Genomic DNA, 15,465 nt, shown 5'->3' on the forward strand with positions numbered 1-15,465 from the left:
CCTTGGCACAATGTCAAGGGAGTTTTTCTTTGTAATCACAAAAGAGCAACAAACTGTTGTATATATAATAATCATTAGTTAACTTACTGATAATAAGTTTTTAAAGAAGCTCTACGCAACTCCCATAGGTTTTTATCAGAAAGACAAAAACGTTAATTTCATCATAAATAACAAATATAATTTGCATAAGTCAAATATTTTTAGAAAACTTTGCCGCATTTTTAACGTGAAATATGACAATAAGATTTATTTACACACTCACCTTAGCGCTCGCCTTAGTGCAAATAGCCTTAGCTCAAACCAATGTCATCACAGGTACAGTAAAGGACGCTCAAGGGCAGCCTATCTTTGGCGTATTCGTACTTATCAAAGGTACTCAACACGGCACCTCCACTGATATGGACGGTAAGTACAGCCTCAGCGCCCAAGTAGGGCAAACGTTGGTTTTTTCGTATTTAGGGATGAAAACCGTAGAACGTAAAGTAGGAACTAATACTACCCACCTCGACATTGTGCTTCAGGACGACGTGCAAGAACTCGAAGGTACCGTGGTAATGGGCTATGGGCAGAAGAAAGTAGCCAGTAAAACGGTGGGGCTTGCCGCAGTAGTAGGTGGCAAAGAAATAAAAGAAGTACCTACATCTAATGCCCTCGACGCACTACAAGGAAAGGTAGCAGGAGCGGTGATCACTACTTCGAGTGGCTCACCAGGTAGTAGCTCAAAAATCACTATCCACGGGCTTAATACCATAGGAGGCTTCTTAGGAGGTGATGATATATCAAGTCCGTTATATGTGATAGATGGAGTGCCAGTGAGTGGCTCAGTGATGGTAAATTACAACCCAGAGGATATAGAGAGCATCACAGTGCTTAAGGATGCTGCGTCAACCTCTATCTACGGATCACGAGCAGCTAATGGGGTAATCTACATAACCACAAAACGAGGACATAAGAATGAGCGCACAACGGTGAGCATCAATCACCAGTTGGGCTTTTCAACTATTGCTAATAGGAAGTTCTTCGACAACCTGATGTCACCAAGAGAGTATATGGACTTTTGGATTGACTACACTTCAAACTTGGCAGATACTGATCAGAAGAAAATGACCCCTGAGTTGGCAAATAAAATCTTAGAAGAGAACCCTTATCACACCGCTTGGGATAAGGTCTATTTCCGCAACTTTGTGCCAATGTACCGCACCAATGTGTCTGTTTCAGGAGGAGGAGAGAAAGTAAGTTATTACCTTTCTGCCAGCTACCTCGATCAAGAAGGCGTAAAATATGGTTCAGGCTACAAGCGCTACACCCTCAACTCAAATGTAGATGCCGATGTATCAAGTTGGCTTAAAGTTGGGGCTAACATTAGTTTGAGCCATAATGACGTTGACGATAGCGCCATGGGGGCTGCTACCGTAGGCTCGGCAAGAGTGCTTGCGATGCCTTACTATCGTCCTAAAGATAGCAACGGGCAAGATAAGCAACTGATAGGAATAGAAAGTAGTGACCCTGCAATTATAAATAAATACAAGGATAACACATTCTACCACCCTAAATACTTAGCAGATACCCACCCAGGAGGAACACAAGGGCAAGAGATCATCCCTACCATCTACGCACAATTAGAACCTATTAAGAACTTAGTGTTTAAAACACAGGTAGGCTTGCAGCATAGCGTATACAACTCAACTGATAGCGAACTGCCATCGGTGATTATCCCCAGACCCAATATACATCTTACCCGCACACAATCAATGGCTACCCGCAAGAACTTTACGAATACTTTAGAGTATAAGTTCTCATTGCTCAACAAACATTATCTTACAGCATTGCTCGGGCAAGAGTCGATAGAAAATAGCTCTCAATCAGTGTCAGTTAGCTCATACAATCAGCCTACAGACGAGTTGATGATGCTGAGTAAAGGAGATAACTTTAATGTCATAGACACTAAAGGGGTGGATACATTTAATTCATTCTTTGCTCGTGTGGATTATGAGTACAATAATCGCTACTTTTTGGATGTATCGGCACGCCGTGATGGGTCGTCATCATTTGGACAAAACAATCGCTATGCTACCTTTTGGGCTATTGGAGGAATGTGGAAGCTCTCAAATGAGGCTTTCCTAAAAGATGCGTCGTGGCTTTCAGACTTAAGCCTACGTGTGAGTACGGGTAGTGCTGGTAATGCACCGAGCAGCTACTCTAATATCACACAGCTAAATATGCTGCGTTACAATGGCAGTTGGGGCTATGGGCTTGACAGACGTTCGTATGGTATAGGTAACCCCAATTTAAGATGGGAACGCCAAAACAAAACTACGGTTGGGCTTAGCGGCTATCTATTTGGTAGCACTTCCTTTAACGTAGAATACTACTACCGCGAAACCCGTGATATGCTTTTCAGCAAGCAGCTCAACACAGCCGTAGGCTACGATAGCTATAACACCAATGTCGGCAGCTTGCGCAATGCAGGGGTAGATGTTACCCTTTCCTCAGTGGTATACCGCAACAAGGAGCATAATGTGAGTATTCGTCCTTACCTAAACTTCAACTATAACTCGCAGAAGGTGCTTTCGCTCTATGAAAATAGAGATAGCTATCTGGGGGTAGTACGAACAATTGGGGTTATGCCATAGGAAGCCCTATCTATTGGGTGATGCCTATATTCAAAGGAATTAACCCTGAGACAGGTCTGCGCGAGTTCTATAAACCAGGAGAAGACCGTATGACAACCCATACTGACGACAACGATCTCAGCAATAGTTACGACTATGAAACCCTAAAGCAGAACACAGGCAAGAAGCGCCAAGCACCTCTCAATGGTGGCTTTGGCTTCTCTGCAACCTACAAAACACTAAGTTTAGAAACTAACTTCTCATTCTCCTACGGGCGTTATATACTCAATGAAGACCTCCGACAAACAGAAAATGCCTACAATGCGCTCGGGATACACAATCTAAGCAGGAATGTAACAGACTTTTGGAAGCAGAAAGGCGACAAAGTACATCTACCAAGTAGAGGCACTACCGTATTCAACAACAGCGGAGACGACACCCGTATGCTTGAAGATGCGTCATATATCCGCCTTAAGAATGTGAACTTGAGCTACAGCTTGCCACAGGTAGCCTTAGATCAATTGAAGTTCTTTAGTAACTTACGCTTTTACGTTGCAGTTCACAACATCCTAACTTTTACTAAGTTTACAGGGGCAGACCCTGAGTTCCCACAATCAATAGCTACGGGAGGTTATCCACCATCACGTGAGTACTCAATGGGAATAGAGATGAAATTTTAAACCAGTGTCAATACGGAGCAGAAACGGACACACTACGGAAGGCAACAACCCATATCCCGTAGAAGAAACAAACTAAAATCAGAAAGACAATGAAGAGAATCATAATAACACTCATAGCCCTTGTAGCACTTAGCAGTTGTGCAAAGCTCGATCAAAGCCCTTACGATACTGTCGATAAAAATAAGGCTTTTAAAGATATCAAAGACGCCGAACGCTGGGTGGTGGGGATGTATAGCACCCTCCGCGACAATGTCTATGGTCCTAAGATGTACTTAACAGAGGTGCAAGCCGATTTCTTGGACTTGCGCAACCAGCGCAAACGCTACAAATATAACAACCAGTATATTTGGACAGATTTTACTACCTCAGATGAGTATACAGCCGCTATCTACAAAGAGATGAATCTGGCTATCCGCTACATAAACACAGCCTTAGAACGCTTTGATGAGATACCCTTAAAAAGTGATGCTGAACGCGTACAATGGCAAGCTTTCAAAGGTGAGCTACTAATGGGGAGAGCTTATTACCGCACTTACTTAGCTACACACTATTGCGTAGCCTACGACCCTGCTACTGCCGATACTGACTTAGGACTGCAACTCATCGACGATGTAGCATACGATGTAACCCCTCAGCGCAGTAGCTTAAAGGAAACTTATGAGCGTATCCTTAGCGATATCAGTACGGCTGAAACCCTTTTAGCCAGCAAAACAGGGAGCCTCGGTGCCAATGGTTTTACAATAGATGCTGCCAAAGCTCTCAAAGCACGTGTGTTGCTTTACCAACAGAATTGGTCAGGGGCTTATGCTGCTGCTAAGGAAGTGATTGACTCAGGTAAATATCCTTTGCTGAGCGATGCGGATAGCTTTGCCGCTATTTGGGCTGAAGACAAAACCGATGAGACTATAATGCAGCTCACTACCTTATACTCCAGTGCTGGCAATGAGCTTCCAAGAGGAAACAACGACCCATATATTGGTTATGCAGTCGAAATTAACCTCTTTACAGGTGAAACTGAAGCCTATTCGGCACCTGAAGTCATCCCTACACAAGCTTTGCTGGATAAGTATGAGAATACGGATATCCGAAAGAGTGTTTACTACAAGCAATTTACCGATATAGGGGGCGAAGGCCTCTTTGGTGACACTGCTTACTTAGTGAACAAATACCCCGACTACCCAGCATTAAGAGCTGCTACAGACAACCCTACTTATGCACACGCACCTAAGGTGTTCCGCATTGCAGAACTTTACCTCATTGCAGCAGAAGCAGGGGCTAATGGCGGCGGTAGCGATGGTGAGACCTACTTCAACGCACTGCGCACCGCTCGTGGGGCTAGTACCACAGTTACTTACTCATTAGCTACGGTTAAGGAAGAACGTGCCCGTGAGTTAGCCTTTGAAGGCTTTCGCCTTTTCGACTTACAACGCTGGAAAGAAGGAGTAGTGCGAGGCACACCACAGCTACAAAGTCTCGTTATTACGGATCCTGCAGCACAATACAGTGAGCTCAATATCCCTTATAGAGGCAGAAACTACCATAAGATTGTTTGGCCTATTCCTGCCGCGGATATTAGTTATGAACGCGGGAAAATTCTGCAAAATCCAGGTTGGGAAATACAGTTTACTACACCGTAAGTCTAATATGTTCCTATAAAAAAGCATTGAGCGGGTGCTGATAGCACCCGCTCAATGCTTTTTTAATGTATAATTTATTATTTGTAGTAAGAAAACTCTTGCTTTGTTTCTAATACAGGTTTACCATCTACATAAGCCGTTTTCTTCGTCCAGTTCTTAGCTTTATCATACACATAGATAGTAGTCTTCTTTTCTAAAAGCACTCCTTCTGGGTCGTAAGTGGACTCTTCTACCTCATTGCCATTGGCATCAAACACCACAACGACCTTCTGTTTTAGCTTATCATTTAAGTCGTATACCAAGCGCTCTACTGCTTGCCCTTTAGGGTTGTTGGTGTAGACTGTTTTGCTGATGAGCATCCCTTTATCGAACTTGCTCTCCTCAGTGAGGTAGCCGTTGTTGTCATACACATAAGTGATCTTCTCATCACAAAGACCTCCTACACAAGCCTCGCGCTCAGTTACCCTGTTCTTGTCGTCGAACTTATAATTGCGCTGCATAAACACCTTACCATCAGAGGTGAGCACCTCGTACTTGATACGGTTGCCTCGATCGTCGTAAGCATACTTGTTTGTCGATAGCACCACACCACTGCGATCCTTTGATTGTGTTTCAATGCGGTTGCCTTTCTTGTCAAAGATATCTTTATACGTAATAAAGGAGCGCCCTGTTTGTACTTCCATCTTAGTTACCAAACCTTTGTTATTGAATTCGGTATAGGTGTAATCTGAGTTTTCCTCAGGTTGCCCATCTTCATTAAATGCGTTGCCTGATACGCGGAAGGTCTTTACCTTTCCATTCAACTTTGCGTTTTTCCAGCCATTGTTTCCGTGCTGACCAAAAGCCACTGCCGATGCCAAGCACAATAGTAATGCAATTTTTCTCATCTGATATAAATGTTTAGTTTTAAGTTATGAGGCTGCAAAGATAGTTCTTTTTTTCTAAACTGCAGCTCTTAACAAAAACATTTACACAAAAAGCGTGCCAAAAGCTACATTCGCTCTTTCTGTTCTCCACCTGCCCCTTGTCCTTTGTACTTGCTCTGGGTGGGGTTGAACTTGTATTCTACCCCAACGCGCAGTGCTCGCATATTGGTGTCGCCGTAGTTGCGCTGACTCACATAAGGACTTTGTTCCATCGTCTTATTCTTGTAGGTATCAAAGATGTCGATCACTCCGCCGAAGAGGGTGAGCCTGCCCTCGCACATCGTGTGGATGAGGAAGAGCCCCAAGCCGCCGCCTGAGCCATAGCGGTAAACGTTCTTGTTATTACCCGTAGTGCTGTACTCAAGGCTGCCCATAGCTATCCAACTCTTAGAGAGCATATAGGTATTCTCCCAGCTAATGGTGCATATCGGGTTATCTGCCTCAAAGATACCGTGGCTAAACTGCTTACCCAAAGAGGCGGTTAGCTTGGGCATCCAACGCCCTATCTGCCCCTGTGCGGTGAACACCGCCTTGAAGGTCTCAAATCGCCTTGCATTCACCAGCGTATTCTCCACTACCGCTGGGTTAGATGAGAGGCGGTAGAGCGTATAGGCTGCATCGTCAATAAGGCTGTATTGCAGTGAAAGCGCGTAGTGCTTGTAGGAGGTCAGCAGGTTGAAATCGCTGCTGAGCTGTGGCGCAAGTTCGGCATTGCCGCGGTTGTAGAGGTAGGAGGTGATGTAAGTGTCGTAGTCGCTGAGCTGGTAATAAGCAGGACGGCGTATCTTGCGGGCATACGAGAGCGAGAAGTTTAGCTTATCCCAAGGGAAAGTTACTGACACATTAGGCAGGAAGTCGCGGTAGGTGCGACTCTTTACGGTGTTCTTCACCTCATTTTCGTAGTAGCCGAAGTCGGCATATTCATAGCGCGTACCGAGCTTAAAGCGAAGGGAACGACACGCTCACAAAGCCTGCGGATTGCGTCTCTTTATTGCGAATAGCAGGCGATGCCCCGCGGTGGTCGGCGTAGGCGTCATCGCGCCCTAAGGTGCTTGCCTCTACCCCGTAGGTGAGCATCGTCTTACCCAAGGACTGATTGAAAGTTGTCTTCACTGCCCCCCAGCGCAACTCAGCATCGCTCTGTGTGGCAAGGTTGCGCATTTGCAGAGGACCCATACCCCCAAGCAGATCGCGTTCCTCAATGGTGGTATGGTGGTCGCTTTGTGCATAGCGGTAATCGAGGTCGGTTTGCATCTTTAAGTTAGGGGAGAGTTGCCCATCGTAATAGACATTACCGTCAATATTGTAATCTTTGTAGAGGCGGTCGTAAGCATTGGCACTTTGTACGGTGAGCAGTGCATTGCGATAGGTAGCAGTCTCTTGAGTAGTGCGGTCGTGCCCGCCAAGGGGTGAAGTCCTTGCCGAGAGCTTAAAACCTACAGAATGCTTATCACTGAGCTCGTGGTTGAGACCTAAGTGAGTGATGAGGCCACGGCGGTTGTTCTTTGCCTCGTTGCTGGTTTGCACCTGCCACTGCTGCAAAGGGGTGCTGACGGTAAGTTCCTCAGTGCTATTGCGGCGTGTGGCGAAGTTTAAGTTGGCTTCTGTTACCAAGAAAACATCCGTCTTACCCTTGCGGTAATTGAGTTCGACCCCTGCCTCTACGGACTGTCCTTGCTTGACGTCTTCTGCGTTGAAGAGCGAACCACTGAGTCCATCATCTTGTTTCTTCTTCAGCTTGATATAGATCACCGCACCAACGGAGTTATCGAACTCCGCCCCTGGCTGCGTTTCGATGTTTACGCTCTCTACCTCGCTAGGCGAGATACGCATTACCTCTTCGACATTGCGAATGCGGCGGTTGTTGATGTAGAAGATAGGGGCTCCTTTGCCGAAGACGAGGAAGGGCTCTTGTGTGGTATATGAGCGACTGACGCCAGGCAGGAAGGCTATCAGGTGCTCGGCGGTAGGCAGCTTGCTCAGCGTGGATTGTGCCACGTTGGTGATGATGCGCGTGCCTTCTTGCTTCAGCACAGGGCGATATGCCTTTACCACTACCTCGCCCAGCTCATTGGCAGCGGCGTCCATAGTGAGGAGGCCTAAGTTGCCTGCGGGATTGGGTACGTACTTATCACGATAGGATAAATGGGTAACTTTAAGAAGAGAGGTCTGGGGTGTGGGATTTGAGGTCTGAGGGATAGGCAGCTCAAAAGTGCCGTCTTTGCCTGAGATGGCTCCTTTGACCAAAGTGGAGTCGGGGAGGGATAGGAGGAGCACATTCGCGCCGTCCACAGGCTTTTGCTCAGGGCTTATAAGCGTGCCCTTAATGGTATTTTGCCCAAAGGCAATGCTGACAGAGAGCGTCAGCAGCATACATAACTTTGCTTTCATTGGTTTAAATGTTTTAATTAGAGATCAGGGAGCAGTAATCAGAGGTCAGAGATCAGAGATCAGAGATCAGGTGTAAACTGCTTTCTGATTCCTGATCTCTGACCCCTCATCTCTATAAAATTATCCATTATTCCTTGTGCATTATAAAATATTTCTTACCTTTGTCGGCAAATTTAAAAGTAATTTTATATGAAGACACTTATTCTTTTGGTGCACCCTAACTATGGGGCGTCGGTGGCTAACAAAGCCTTATTAGAAGCCTTTAACACAGGCGAAGTAACTCTTCACAACGTATGTGAAGCAGCTAAAGGCGGTAAGATCGATGTGGCGGCCGAGCAGAAGCTCTTAGAGGCACACGATCGTATCATCTTTCAGTATCCTACCTATTGGTTCAACGTGCCTGCCTTCCTCAAGCAGTACCTCGACGAGGTGTTTGCTTATGGCTGGGCGTACGGTGGCGGTGAGGCACTTAAAGGCAAGGAGTTCGGTATTGTAACCACAGTAGGGCAGCCTGTAACGAATTACAGTAAGGAGGTTTTAGGCTTTACTATTGAAGAGATTGTACTTCCAATGAAAGCTTCTATAAGCTATGTGAAAGGTAAGTTTATAGGGCTGGTTTATTTAGGAAGGGACAAGACCTTTCAGGCGTTTATTCCTGAGGAACTCAAAAAAGCCAAAGAAGCCTATCGCAAATTGGCACTTTAGGGATTAGGGATCAGTAGTCAGAGGTCAGGGGTCAGGTGCGTATTGCACAAGCTGACCCCTGACCTCTGTTTTTTTAATCGCTGACTACTAACCACTCTCCCTCTTGTTTTCTTATCATCTTATACGGTTTGTGTAGGGTTTCTTCGATAGCGATCCGTTACCGCTCCGTTTGGGATAGGGGAGGGCTGTCCTTTGATTTCTGCTCTCTGAGCTCCTGACTTTTGATTGCTGACCTCTGCCCTCTGCTTCCTGTCCTCTGTTCCCCAATTTCTGATTTCTTTATGATAGTTTAATCGTTGGAAAGTGTTATCTTTGCGGCGTGATTTAGGTTTAGAGCGTATGTTTGATTTTATCATTGTCGGAGGTGGTTTGGCTGGGGTTACGTTCGCTCATACTTTGGAGCGGTACGGAAGGAGTTTTTGCCTTATAAGCGATCGGTCGCAGGCAGCGAGCCTTGTGGCTGCGGGGGCGTATAACCCTGTGGTGCTCAAGCGTTTCACACCGATATGGATGGCGACGGAGCAGATACACTGCTTGCACGATTTTTACGGCGGAGTGGAGGCAAAGCTGGGTACGCAACTGCTGCATCCAATGGCGGTATTACGTAGGTTTGCTTCGGTGGAGGAGCAGAACAACTGGTTTGCCGCTTCGGATAAGCCTGTGCTCTCGGAGTATCTCAGTGGGGAGTTGGTAGGTAGGGTAAGCCCTTATGTGCCTGCACCTTTTGGCTTTGGGCAGGTGCTGCATACGGGGCGTATGGATGTGAAGCGATATCTCTCACTGAGTTTGCAGCGCTGGGGTAGCGAGGGGGTATATCATCCTTATCGGTTTCAGTACGAAGCGCTATCGGTTGGCAAGGGTTCTGTGAGTTACAAAGGTGTTGAGGCGCGACATATTGTGTTCTGCGAGGGTTGTGGGGTGTCTGCTAATCCGTTTTTTAAGGCACTGCCAATGGCGCCTTGCAAGGGCGAGTTGCTCACGTTTTGTGCCCCTGAACTATCGGTGGAGGTTATCTTGAAGGGCGATGGGGTGATTTATCCTGAAGGTGGTGACTGCTACAAGATAGGCGCTACGTATAACCGCGACGACCTGAGTGATACGATCACTGAGGCGGGACGTGAGGAGCTCATAGAGCGACTCAAGAAGCTCATCACTTGTGGGTATACGATTACGGCGCACGAGGCTGGGATACGCCCTACGGTGATCGATAGGCGTCCACTGGTGGGGCATCATCCTGTATATGACAATGTTTGGATACTCAACGGGCTGGGTACGCGTGGGGTGCTGGGAGCGCCGTATCTCGCTGAGGTACTCTACGGGGCGGTATTCGAGGGGGAGGCGGTAGCCCGTGAGATGGATATAGGGCGGTTTGCTAAGCGGATGAGATAGGATACAGGAGAATACCTATGGGGAGTGCGTTTGCTTGTAGATTGGAGTGCGTAGTGTTAAAAAATATATTAAATAACGTGTAAATGCTTTTGTTTTTTGCATAAGAGTTGTATCTTTGCACTTTCTTAGCGCGAAAAGCGAATATTAATAGACGATTTACAATGGATGATAAGTGTATTTTCTCGGAGACTTACAAAGTGCGTAGTACGCAAATGAACCTAAACAATCAGTTGGGGTTGTACGGTATTTTGGGCATTTTGCAGGATATAGCGGCGGAACACGCTGCTATCTTGGGTTTTGGCTATAAGCAGTTGGTGGAGAAGGGGTTCTTTTGGGCATTGATACAGCAGAAGCTCAAGATGGATTATTGGCCTGAATGGAATGAACGCATCAGGGTAAGCACATGGTCGCTTCCTCCGCAGGGGGTGTATGCTTTTCGCGAGTTTGAGATTTACAGTGACGACAGGAAGATAGGCGAGTGTGCCAGCACGTGGATTACGCTGGACATTGCCTCGCGCCGCCCGATAGACTTGACCGCTGAACAGGCGATGTTTCACCCGCGTACAGAGGGAGGACTATCGTTCAAGACGGAGCGCATAGCCCTGCCTGAAGATATGCACTTGGTGAATACGTTCCCCGTAAAGGTGAGTGACTTAGATGTGAACTCGCACGTGAACAATGTGAAGTATACGCAATGGGCGCTGGATATGATGACTGAGCGCAATCACCGTGAGTTTGTGGTCAATGAGTACGATATTAATTTTCTCTCGGAAACTTTCTTAGGCGATGAGATGGAGGGCTTCAAGAGCAAAGGCAGGTACCTCAATGCTGAAAAGACCTTGGTGGAGACGTACCTCTACGCTCAGAAGATCGGTGGGGCAAAACCTGCGTTCATCGCTAAGTGGATAGCAGAGCGCCTTTAATACAAATCAAGCAAAAGTATCAGATGGAAAGAAGAATACACCACAGTGGTTTTGTAGGGTTGGGTTTGTTGCTATTGGCGGGCTGTACGCCTAATGCCAATACGTACTACAACCGACAGATGCAGCCTATCGTAACGAAATACAACGTGCTTTTCAACGGTGAGGAAGCCTTTGATAAGGGCTATACAGAGTTGCAGCAAAAGTATCACGATGATTTCAGCGACGTATTGCCTGTAGAGCCCATAGGGATGAGTGGCAAGGTGCAGCTTGACGGTATGGAGAACCCCAACTTTGAGCGTGCTGAGGAGAAGGCTATCAAGACCATTCAGCGGCACTCGATGGTGTATAAAGGCGAGCAACGCAATTATAAGATCGACGATGCGTATATGCTGCTGGGCAAGGCGCGGTATTACAACGAGCGCTTCTTTCCTGCCTTAGAGGCTTTTAACCACCTACTGACCAACTATGGCAAGAGTGAGCATATCCCTGCGGCAGCAGTATGGGCTCAGAAGACGAACCTACGACTGGGGCGTGATAAGGTAGCTATTGAAAAGCTCAATACTTTTCTGGAAGAAACCCCTAAGATACGTCGCAACGACAAGGCAGAGGCTTATGCTACTTTGGGGCAGGCGTACATCAACCAAGAGCAGTATCCACAAGCTGCCGATGCGCTATACACAGCTGGTAAGTACACGCGTAATAGGGCTTTGCGGGGGCGGTATTACTTCATCGCAGCTCAGCTCTACGAAAAGCAGAAACAGCGTGACTCGGCAGTGGTGGCTTATGAGAAGGTCATTAAGCAAAACTGGAAGATCCCTCGCAGGCTGTGGATAGAAGCGCAGGCGGGTATGGCACGCAATAAGGTGTTTACCCCTGAGGAAAAGGCGGAGTACTTAGCCTACCTGACTAAGCTGGAGAACCGCTATGAGCACAAGGACTTCTTAGATGTGCTTTATTACCAACACGCTGAACTACTCAAAGACAAAGACAAGGCATCGGCAATAGCCTTTTACCGTAATTCGCTTAGCAAGAATAAAGATAACAACCCTTTAAAAGCCAAAGCCCACGAGCGCTTGGCTGACATCTACTTCGAGAAGAAAGACTACACCAGCGCTTATCACCATTTGGATAGCACGCTGACCTACATCCCTGAACACACTTTTGAGCATTTGTATATCCGTAGAAAGAAGGATAACTTAGCCAAGATTACCGAGCTGGAATACGCCGTGAAGCACAACGACAGTATCCTCAAAGTAGTGCGTTTGCCTAAGGATGCCCAAGTGGCTTACTACCAAAAGCACATCGACTCGATGCAGCAGGTAGCCTCTGCCAAAGTGGTGAAGGACACACGCAAGAACACAGGTATGGGCATCTCGCCTCAGGCTGCTGAGCCTGCTAAGGGCGGTAAATTCTATTTCTACAACCCGATGGCAGTGGCTTATGGCAAGCAGCAGTTTCAGCAGTATTGGGGTGATAGGAAGTTAGAGGACAATTGGCGTTGGTCGGCTACTGAAGCTACGGTGCCCGATCTGAACGCTCAGGCGGCTACCGAAGTTGTGCAACCTAAAGAGCAACTTACGCCTGAACAGTACATCGCTAAGCTGCCTACCTCGCAAGATGAAATCCGTCAGTTAGAGGAAGAGCGTAATCAGGCGTTATACCAGTTGGGTGTGCTTTACCGCGCTAAGTTCAGCGATCACGAGCTGGCAATACAGCGCTTGAAGCGAGTACTTGAGCAGCACCCTTCGCCTGAGGTAGAGGTAGCGACGCTCTACGAACTGTATAAGAACTATCAGGAAAGCAACGACCCGCAAGCCGAGGCTATCAAAACAAGGCTCTTAGCCAGCTATGGCAATACCGACTACGCCAAGTTGCTACAAGGCGCTGCCACTACCCGACAGGAACAGAACCAGCAAGCACAGCAGTTCTTAGACACCCTGATGGTAGCTTATGAGAAAGGCGATTTCGTCACCACAGCCACCCGATTAGAGGCAGAAGGACTGCAATACCGTGAGACGGCAGTAGCACCTAAAATAGCCCTTTTACAAGCGAAAACCACAGGACGCTTGCAGGGGGTAACTCCTTACCGTGAGCAATTGGATAGAATCGTAACCGCGTACCCAGCAACTCCCGAAAGTGAAGAGGCTAAAGATTTATTAGAAGAGCTTAAAGAAGTAGAAACAGAGCCTTTTGTGCCTGTAGAGAAAACTACTAAATGGAAGGTAGTGATCACCCGTGTTGACCCCGTACAGAGGACTGAAATAGCCAAAAAGCTGACGGATAAGCTCAAGTCGATATCCGAGGCGATGACCCTTTCCGAAGACGTCTACAACAAAGAAGAAACGTGGTTGGTAGTACACCACCTTAGAGACGCCCATACCGCGGAAACAGTGATCAGAGACCTTAAAGAGCTATTGGCAAAATACCACTTATCAGCCTTTGCTATTGCCACCGAGAACTATCGCTTGGTGCAGATGCGCAAAGACAAGGATAAGTACTTAGAGACGCAAAAACCCGTGACGAACGCCTCGAAGTAGCGGTTTTATCATAAAGAGAAGGGGCTGTGTAAGATTACACAGCCTCTTCTCTTTATATTATAACAGTTCTTCCTACCTGAGTTTCACCCGTGACGAAGCAATCCACGAGGCAATAAGCCCCAGAACAACGATCGTAATAAACACCACCACCACATTTAAAGGCTCAATAGCCACAGGATAAGACAGCGTAGGGCTTATCCTCACAAAACCAAAATGCTGCTGTAAAACCACAACGACCGTCCCCAACACAATGCCAATAACAGCCCCTACCACAGAAGCCATCGTGCCTTGCCAGAAGAAAACACTTTCTAACTGCCGAGGGGTCATCCCTAAGGCAAAAAGCGTATGTAGGTCGTCGCCCTTGTCCAAAATCATCATTATGATGGCGCCAACGAGGTTAAAAAGCGCAATCACCAACACTAAGATAAAGATGAGATACACTGCAATGTTCTCAGTGTTAAGCATCCGATAGAGAGCATCGTTGAGCTGTACGCGGTTCTTAACCACTACCTGATGGTTGAAAATGCTTTCTATCTCCGAGACAGCCTGCGCTTCCGTAGCATTGGGCTCTAACTTCACCTCAATAGCCGATACTTGTCTTGGAGATAGCCCCAGCACAAAGCGCGCCTCGTCCAAAGAAGAAAATACGTACTTCTTATCGAGCTCTTCGGTGAGCTGATACACCCCTTGCACTACCGAAAGTGCCTCGCGATAAGGCATCTTCTCATTGAGAATACTGCCCTTGCCCGACTTCGGTACCACAATTTGCAACGGAGAAGAAGGATCGGCAAAGTTAAGCCCTAAGTTATTAAAGATGGTAGCCCCTACCACCACATTAGGCGGCGAAAGCTCCCAGCCCCCGAGCACTAAGAGGCTGTCGACTTCATTCACCAAAGGGTATTCCTCATCAACGCCTTTGATGTAAGCGATATGGTTCTTCTGATTGTGTGTGAGGAACACCTGTTCCTCAATTACTTTGCTGTAATGTGCGATGCTCACCACCTGACGAAGCGCTATTGAATCCGCTTCGGAGAAGTTCAGATACTTTCCCGTTTTAGGAAAAATCTTCAAGTCGGGGTCAAATGTGGTTGAGAATGACACCGTAAAGCTCTTCAGCCCCGCAAAGCCTGCCAGCACGATAAACAGTGCAGCAGTGCCTAACACCACCACAAAAGCCGTAACCCTGTTGATGATATTAATCACGTTCTGCGAACTTTTGGCGAACATATAGCGCCTTGCAATGTAAAAGACGGCTTTCATCTGTCTATGATTTCTTGCGGCGGAGCAGCAACTCGCGCTGCTCAATAGGGTTCTCTTCCTCTTTAAGCGATTTCTCAATGCCCTCGATGTATTGCAGCGAGTCGTCGAGATAAAAGAGCAGTTCAGGCATACGTCGGAACTGGTTCTTAGTGATTTGCGATAGCTGGTGCTTGAGTAGTGGTGCATTTGAGGTCAGCCCTTTGAGCATCTCAGCAGCTTGTCCCTCAGGGAAGATACTCAAGTAAACCTTAGCTACTGAGAGGTCGACTGTTACGTTTACTTTGGTCACTGAAATGAGGAGGTTGTGCTGCCCCGCATCGCGGATGGACTGTTGCAACACTTTAGCTAATTCTTCTTGAATGATACCCGCTATTTTCTTCTGTCTATTACTTTCCATAGGGCAAA

At 47.0% G+C, this 15,465-nt stretch carries 13 protein-coding genes; 7 read left to right on the forward strand and 6 right to left on the reverse strand.

All coding sequences use genetic code 11. From position 1 onward, the window contains the following. Nucleotides 1–233: 233 nt before the first annotated feature. From AXF12_RS01365 to AXF12_RS01375, 3 genes are all read left to right on the forward strand, one after another. Nucleotides 234–2,633, forward strand: coding sequence for a SusC/RagA family TonB-linked outer membrane protein (locus AXF12_RS01365; RefSeq protein ID WP_066427870.1), 2,400 nt, complete (start codon nucleotides 234–236; stop codon nucleotides 2,631–2,633). 20 nt (nucleotides 2,634–2,653) lie between these two features. Continuing rightward, nucleotides 2,654–3,292 carry a hypothetical protein gene (locus AXF12_RS12430; RefSeq protein ID WP_066427871.1) on the forward strand — a complete coding sequence of 213 codons (639 nt, stop codon included), beginning with the start codon at nucleotides 2,654–2,656 and terminating at the stop codon, nucleotides 3,290–3,292. 89 nt (nucleotides 3,293–3,381) lie between these two features. Continuing rightward, entirely contained in the window at nucleotides 3,382–4,929 is a 1,548-nt protein-coding gene (locus AXF12_RS01375; protein ID WP_066427872.1) for a RagB/SusD family nutrient uptake outer membrane protein, read from the forward strand. Between the two features lie 77 nt (nucleotides 4,930–5,006). Here the strand turns inward: AXF12_RS01375 and AXF12_RS01380 are convergent, their stop codons facing one another. The 3 genes from AXF12_RS01380 to AXF12_RS01390 form a co-directional block, all read right to left on the reverse strand. Continuing rightward, a complete protein-coding gene (locus tag AXF12_RS01380) occupies nucleotides 5,007–5,816 on the reverse strand; it encodes a hypothetical protein (RefSeq protein WP_066427873.1) in 810 nt (269 codons plus the stop codon). A 104-nt stretch (nucleotides 5,817–5,920) separates the two neighbouring features. Further along, nucleotides 5,921–6,745: an outer membrane beta-barrel protein gene (locus AXF12_RS01385; RefSeq protein ID WP_066427874.1), complete on the reverse strand. Its 825-nt coding sequence runs from the start codon at nucleotides 6,743–6,745 to the stop codon at nucleotides 5,921–5,923. A 49-nt stretch (nucleotides 6,746–6,794) separates the two neighbouring features. Next, on the reverse strand, nucleotides 6,795–8,246 hold the full coding sequence (locus AXF12_RS01390; RefSeq protein ID WP_066427875.1) for a peptidase associated/transthyretin-like domain-containing protein: 1,452 nt from the start codon (nucleotides 8,244–8,246) through the stop codon (nucleotides 6,795–6,797). A gap of 189 nt (nucleotides 8,247–8,435) precedes the next feature. Here AXF12_RS01390 and AXF12_RS01395 point away from each other — a divergent pair, with 189 nt between their 5' ends. Next, on the forward strand, nucleotides 8,436–8,951 hold the full coding sequence (locus tag AXF12_RS01395) for an NAD(P)H-dependent oxidoreductase (protein ID WP_066427876.1): 516 nt from the start codon (nucleotides 8,436–8,438) through the stop codon (nucleotides 8,949–8,951). Nucleotides 8,952–9,070: 119 nt separating this feature from the next. On the opposite strand, the gene AXF12_RS12040 is transcribed toward AXF12_RS01395, so the two are convergent. Beyond that, entirely contained in the window at nucleotides 9,071–9,307 is a 237-nt protein-coding gene (locus AXF12_RS12040) for a hypothetical protein (RefSeq protein WP_145955116.1), read from the reverse strand. Here AXF12_RS12040 and AXF12_RS01400 point away from each other — a divergent pair. The 3 genes from AXF12_RS01400 (at nucleotide 9,291) to porW (ending at nucleotide 13,800) form a co-directional block, all read left to right on the forward strand. After that, nucleotides 9,291–10,340 (forward strand): NAD(P)/FAD-dependent oxidoreductase, encoded by a 1,050-nt coding sequence (locus AXF12_RS01400; protein WP_066427877.1) that lies wholly within the window; start codon nucleotides 9,291–9,293, stop codon nucleotides 10,338–10,340. The genes AXF12_RS12040 and AXF12_RS01400 overlap by 17 nt on opposite strands. A 161-nt stretch (nucleotides 10,341–10,501) precedes the next feature. After that, nucleotides 10,502–11,263 carry an acyl-[acyl-carrier-protein] thioesterase gene (locus AXF12_RS01405; RefSeq protein ID WP_066427878.1) on the forward strand — a complete coding sequence of 254 codons (762 nt, stop codon included), beginning with the start codon at nucleotides 10,502–10,504 and terminating at the stop codon, nucleotides 11,261–11,263. A 23-nt stretch (nucleotides 11,264–11,286) separates the two neighbouring features. Next, nucleotides 11,287–13,800, forward strand: coding sequence for a type IX secretion system periplasmic lipoprotein PorW/SprE (gene porW / locus AXF12_RS01410; RefSeq protein WP_066427879.1), 2,514 nt, complete (start codon nucleotides 11,287–11,289; stop codon nucleotides 13,798–13,800). A 72-nt stretch (nucleotides 13,801–13,872) separates the two neighbouring features. On the opposite strand, the gene AXF12_RS01415 is transcribed toward porW, so the two are convergent. Beyond that, entirely contained in the window at nucleotides 13,873–15,027 is a 1,155-nt protein-coding gene (locus AXF12_RS01415) for an ABC transporter permease (RefSeq protein WP_082752953.1), read from the reverse strand. A 37-nt stretch (nucleotides 15,028–15,064) separates the two neighbouring features. Further along, complete coding sequence (gene rbfA / locus AXF12_RS01420) at nucleotides 15,065–15,457, reverse strand: 30S ribosome-binding factor RbfA (protein WP_066427881.1); 393 nt, start codon at nucleotides 15,455–15,457, stop codon at nucleotides 15,065–15,067. Between the last annotated feature and the right edge of the window lie 8 nt (nucleotides 15,458–15,465).

Source organism: Capnocytophaga haemolytica, from assembly GCF_001553545.1.
Classification (GTDB): Bacteria; Bacteroidota; Bacteroidia; order Flavobacteriales; family Flavobacteriaceae; genus Capnocytophaga; species Capnocytophaga haemolytica.

Excerpts from the sequence above, each read along its gene's own strand:
- AXF12_RS01390 (WP_066427875.1), bottom strand. The coding sequence starts at position 8,246 with ATGAAAGCAAAGTTATGTATGCTGCTGACGCTCTCTGTCAGCATTGCC.
- porW (WP_066427879.1), top strand. The coding sequence starts at position 11,287 with ATGGAAAGAAGAATACACCACAGTGGTTTTGTAGGGTTGGGTTTGTTG.
- AXF12_RS01405 (WP_066427878.1), top strand. The coding sequence starts at position 10,502 with ATGGATGATAAGTGTATTTTCTCGGAGACTTACAAAGTGCGTAGTACG.
- rbfA (WP_066427881.1), bottom strand. The coding sequence starts at position 15,457 with ATGGAAAGTAATAGACAGAAGAAAATAGCGGGTATCATTCAAGAAGAA.
- AXF12_RS01395 (WP_066427876.1), top strand. The coding sequence starts at position 8,436 with ATGAAGACACTTATTCTTTTGGTGCACCCTAACTATGGGGCGTCGGTG.
- AXF12_RS12040 (WP_145955116.1), bottom strand. The coding sequence starts at position 9,307 with ATGATAAAATCAAACATACGCTCTAAACCTAAATCACGCCGCAAAGAT.
- AXF12_RS01415 (WP_082752953.1), bottom strand. The coding sequence starts at position 15,027 with ATGTTCGCCAAAAGTTCGCAGAACGTGATTAATATCATCAACAGGGTT.
- AXF12_RS01380 (WP_066427873.1), bottom strand. The coding sequence starts at position 5,816 with ATGAGAAAAATTGCATTACTATTGTGCTTGGCATCGGCAGTGGCTTTT.
- AXF12_RS01375 (WP_066427872.1), top strand. The coding sequence starts at position 3,382 with ATGAAGAGAATCATAATAACACTCATAGCCCTTGTAGCACTTAGCAGT.
- AXF12_RS12430 (WP_066427871.1), top strand. The coding sequence starts at position 2,654 with ATGCCTATATTCAAAGGAATTAACCCTGAGACAGGTCTGCGCGAGTTC.
- AXF12_RS01400 (WP_066427877.1), top strand. The coding sequence starts at position 9,291 with ATGTTTGATTTTATCATTGTCGGAGGTGGTTTGGCTGGGGTTACGTTC.
- AXF12_RS01365 (WP_066427870.1), top strand. The coding sequence starts at position 234 with ATGACAATAAGATTTATTTACACACTCACCTTAGCGCTCGCCTTAGTG.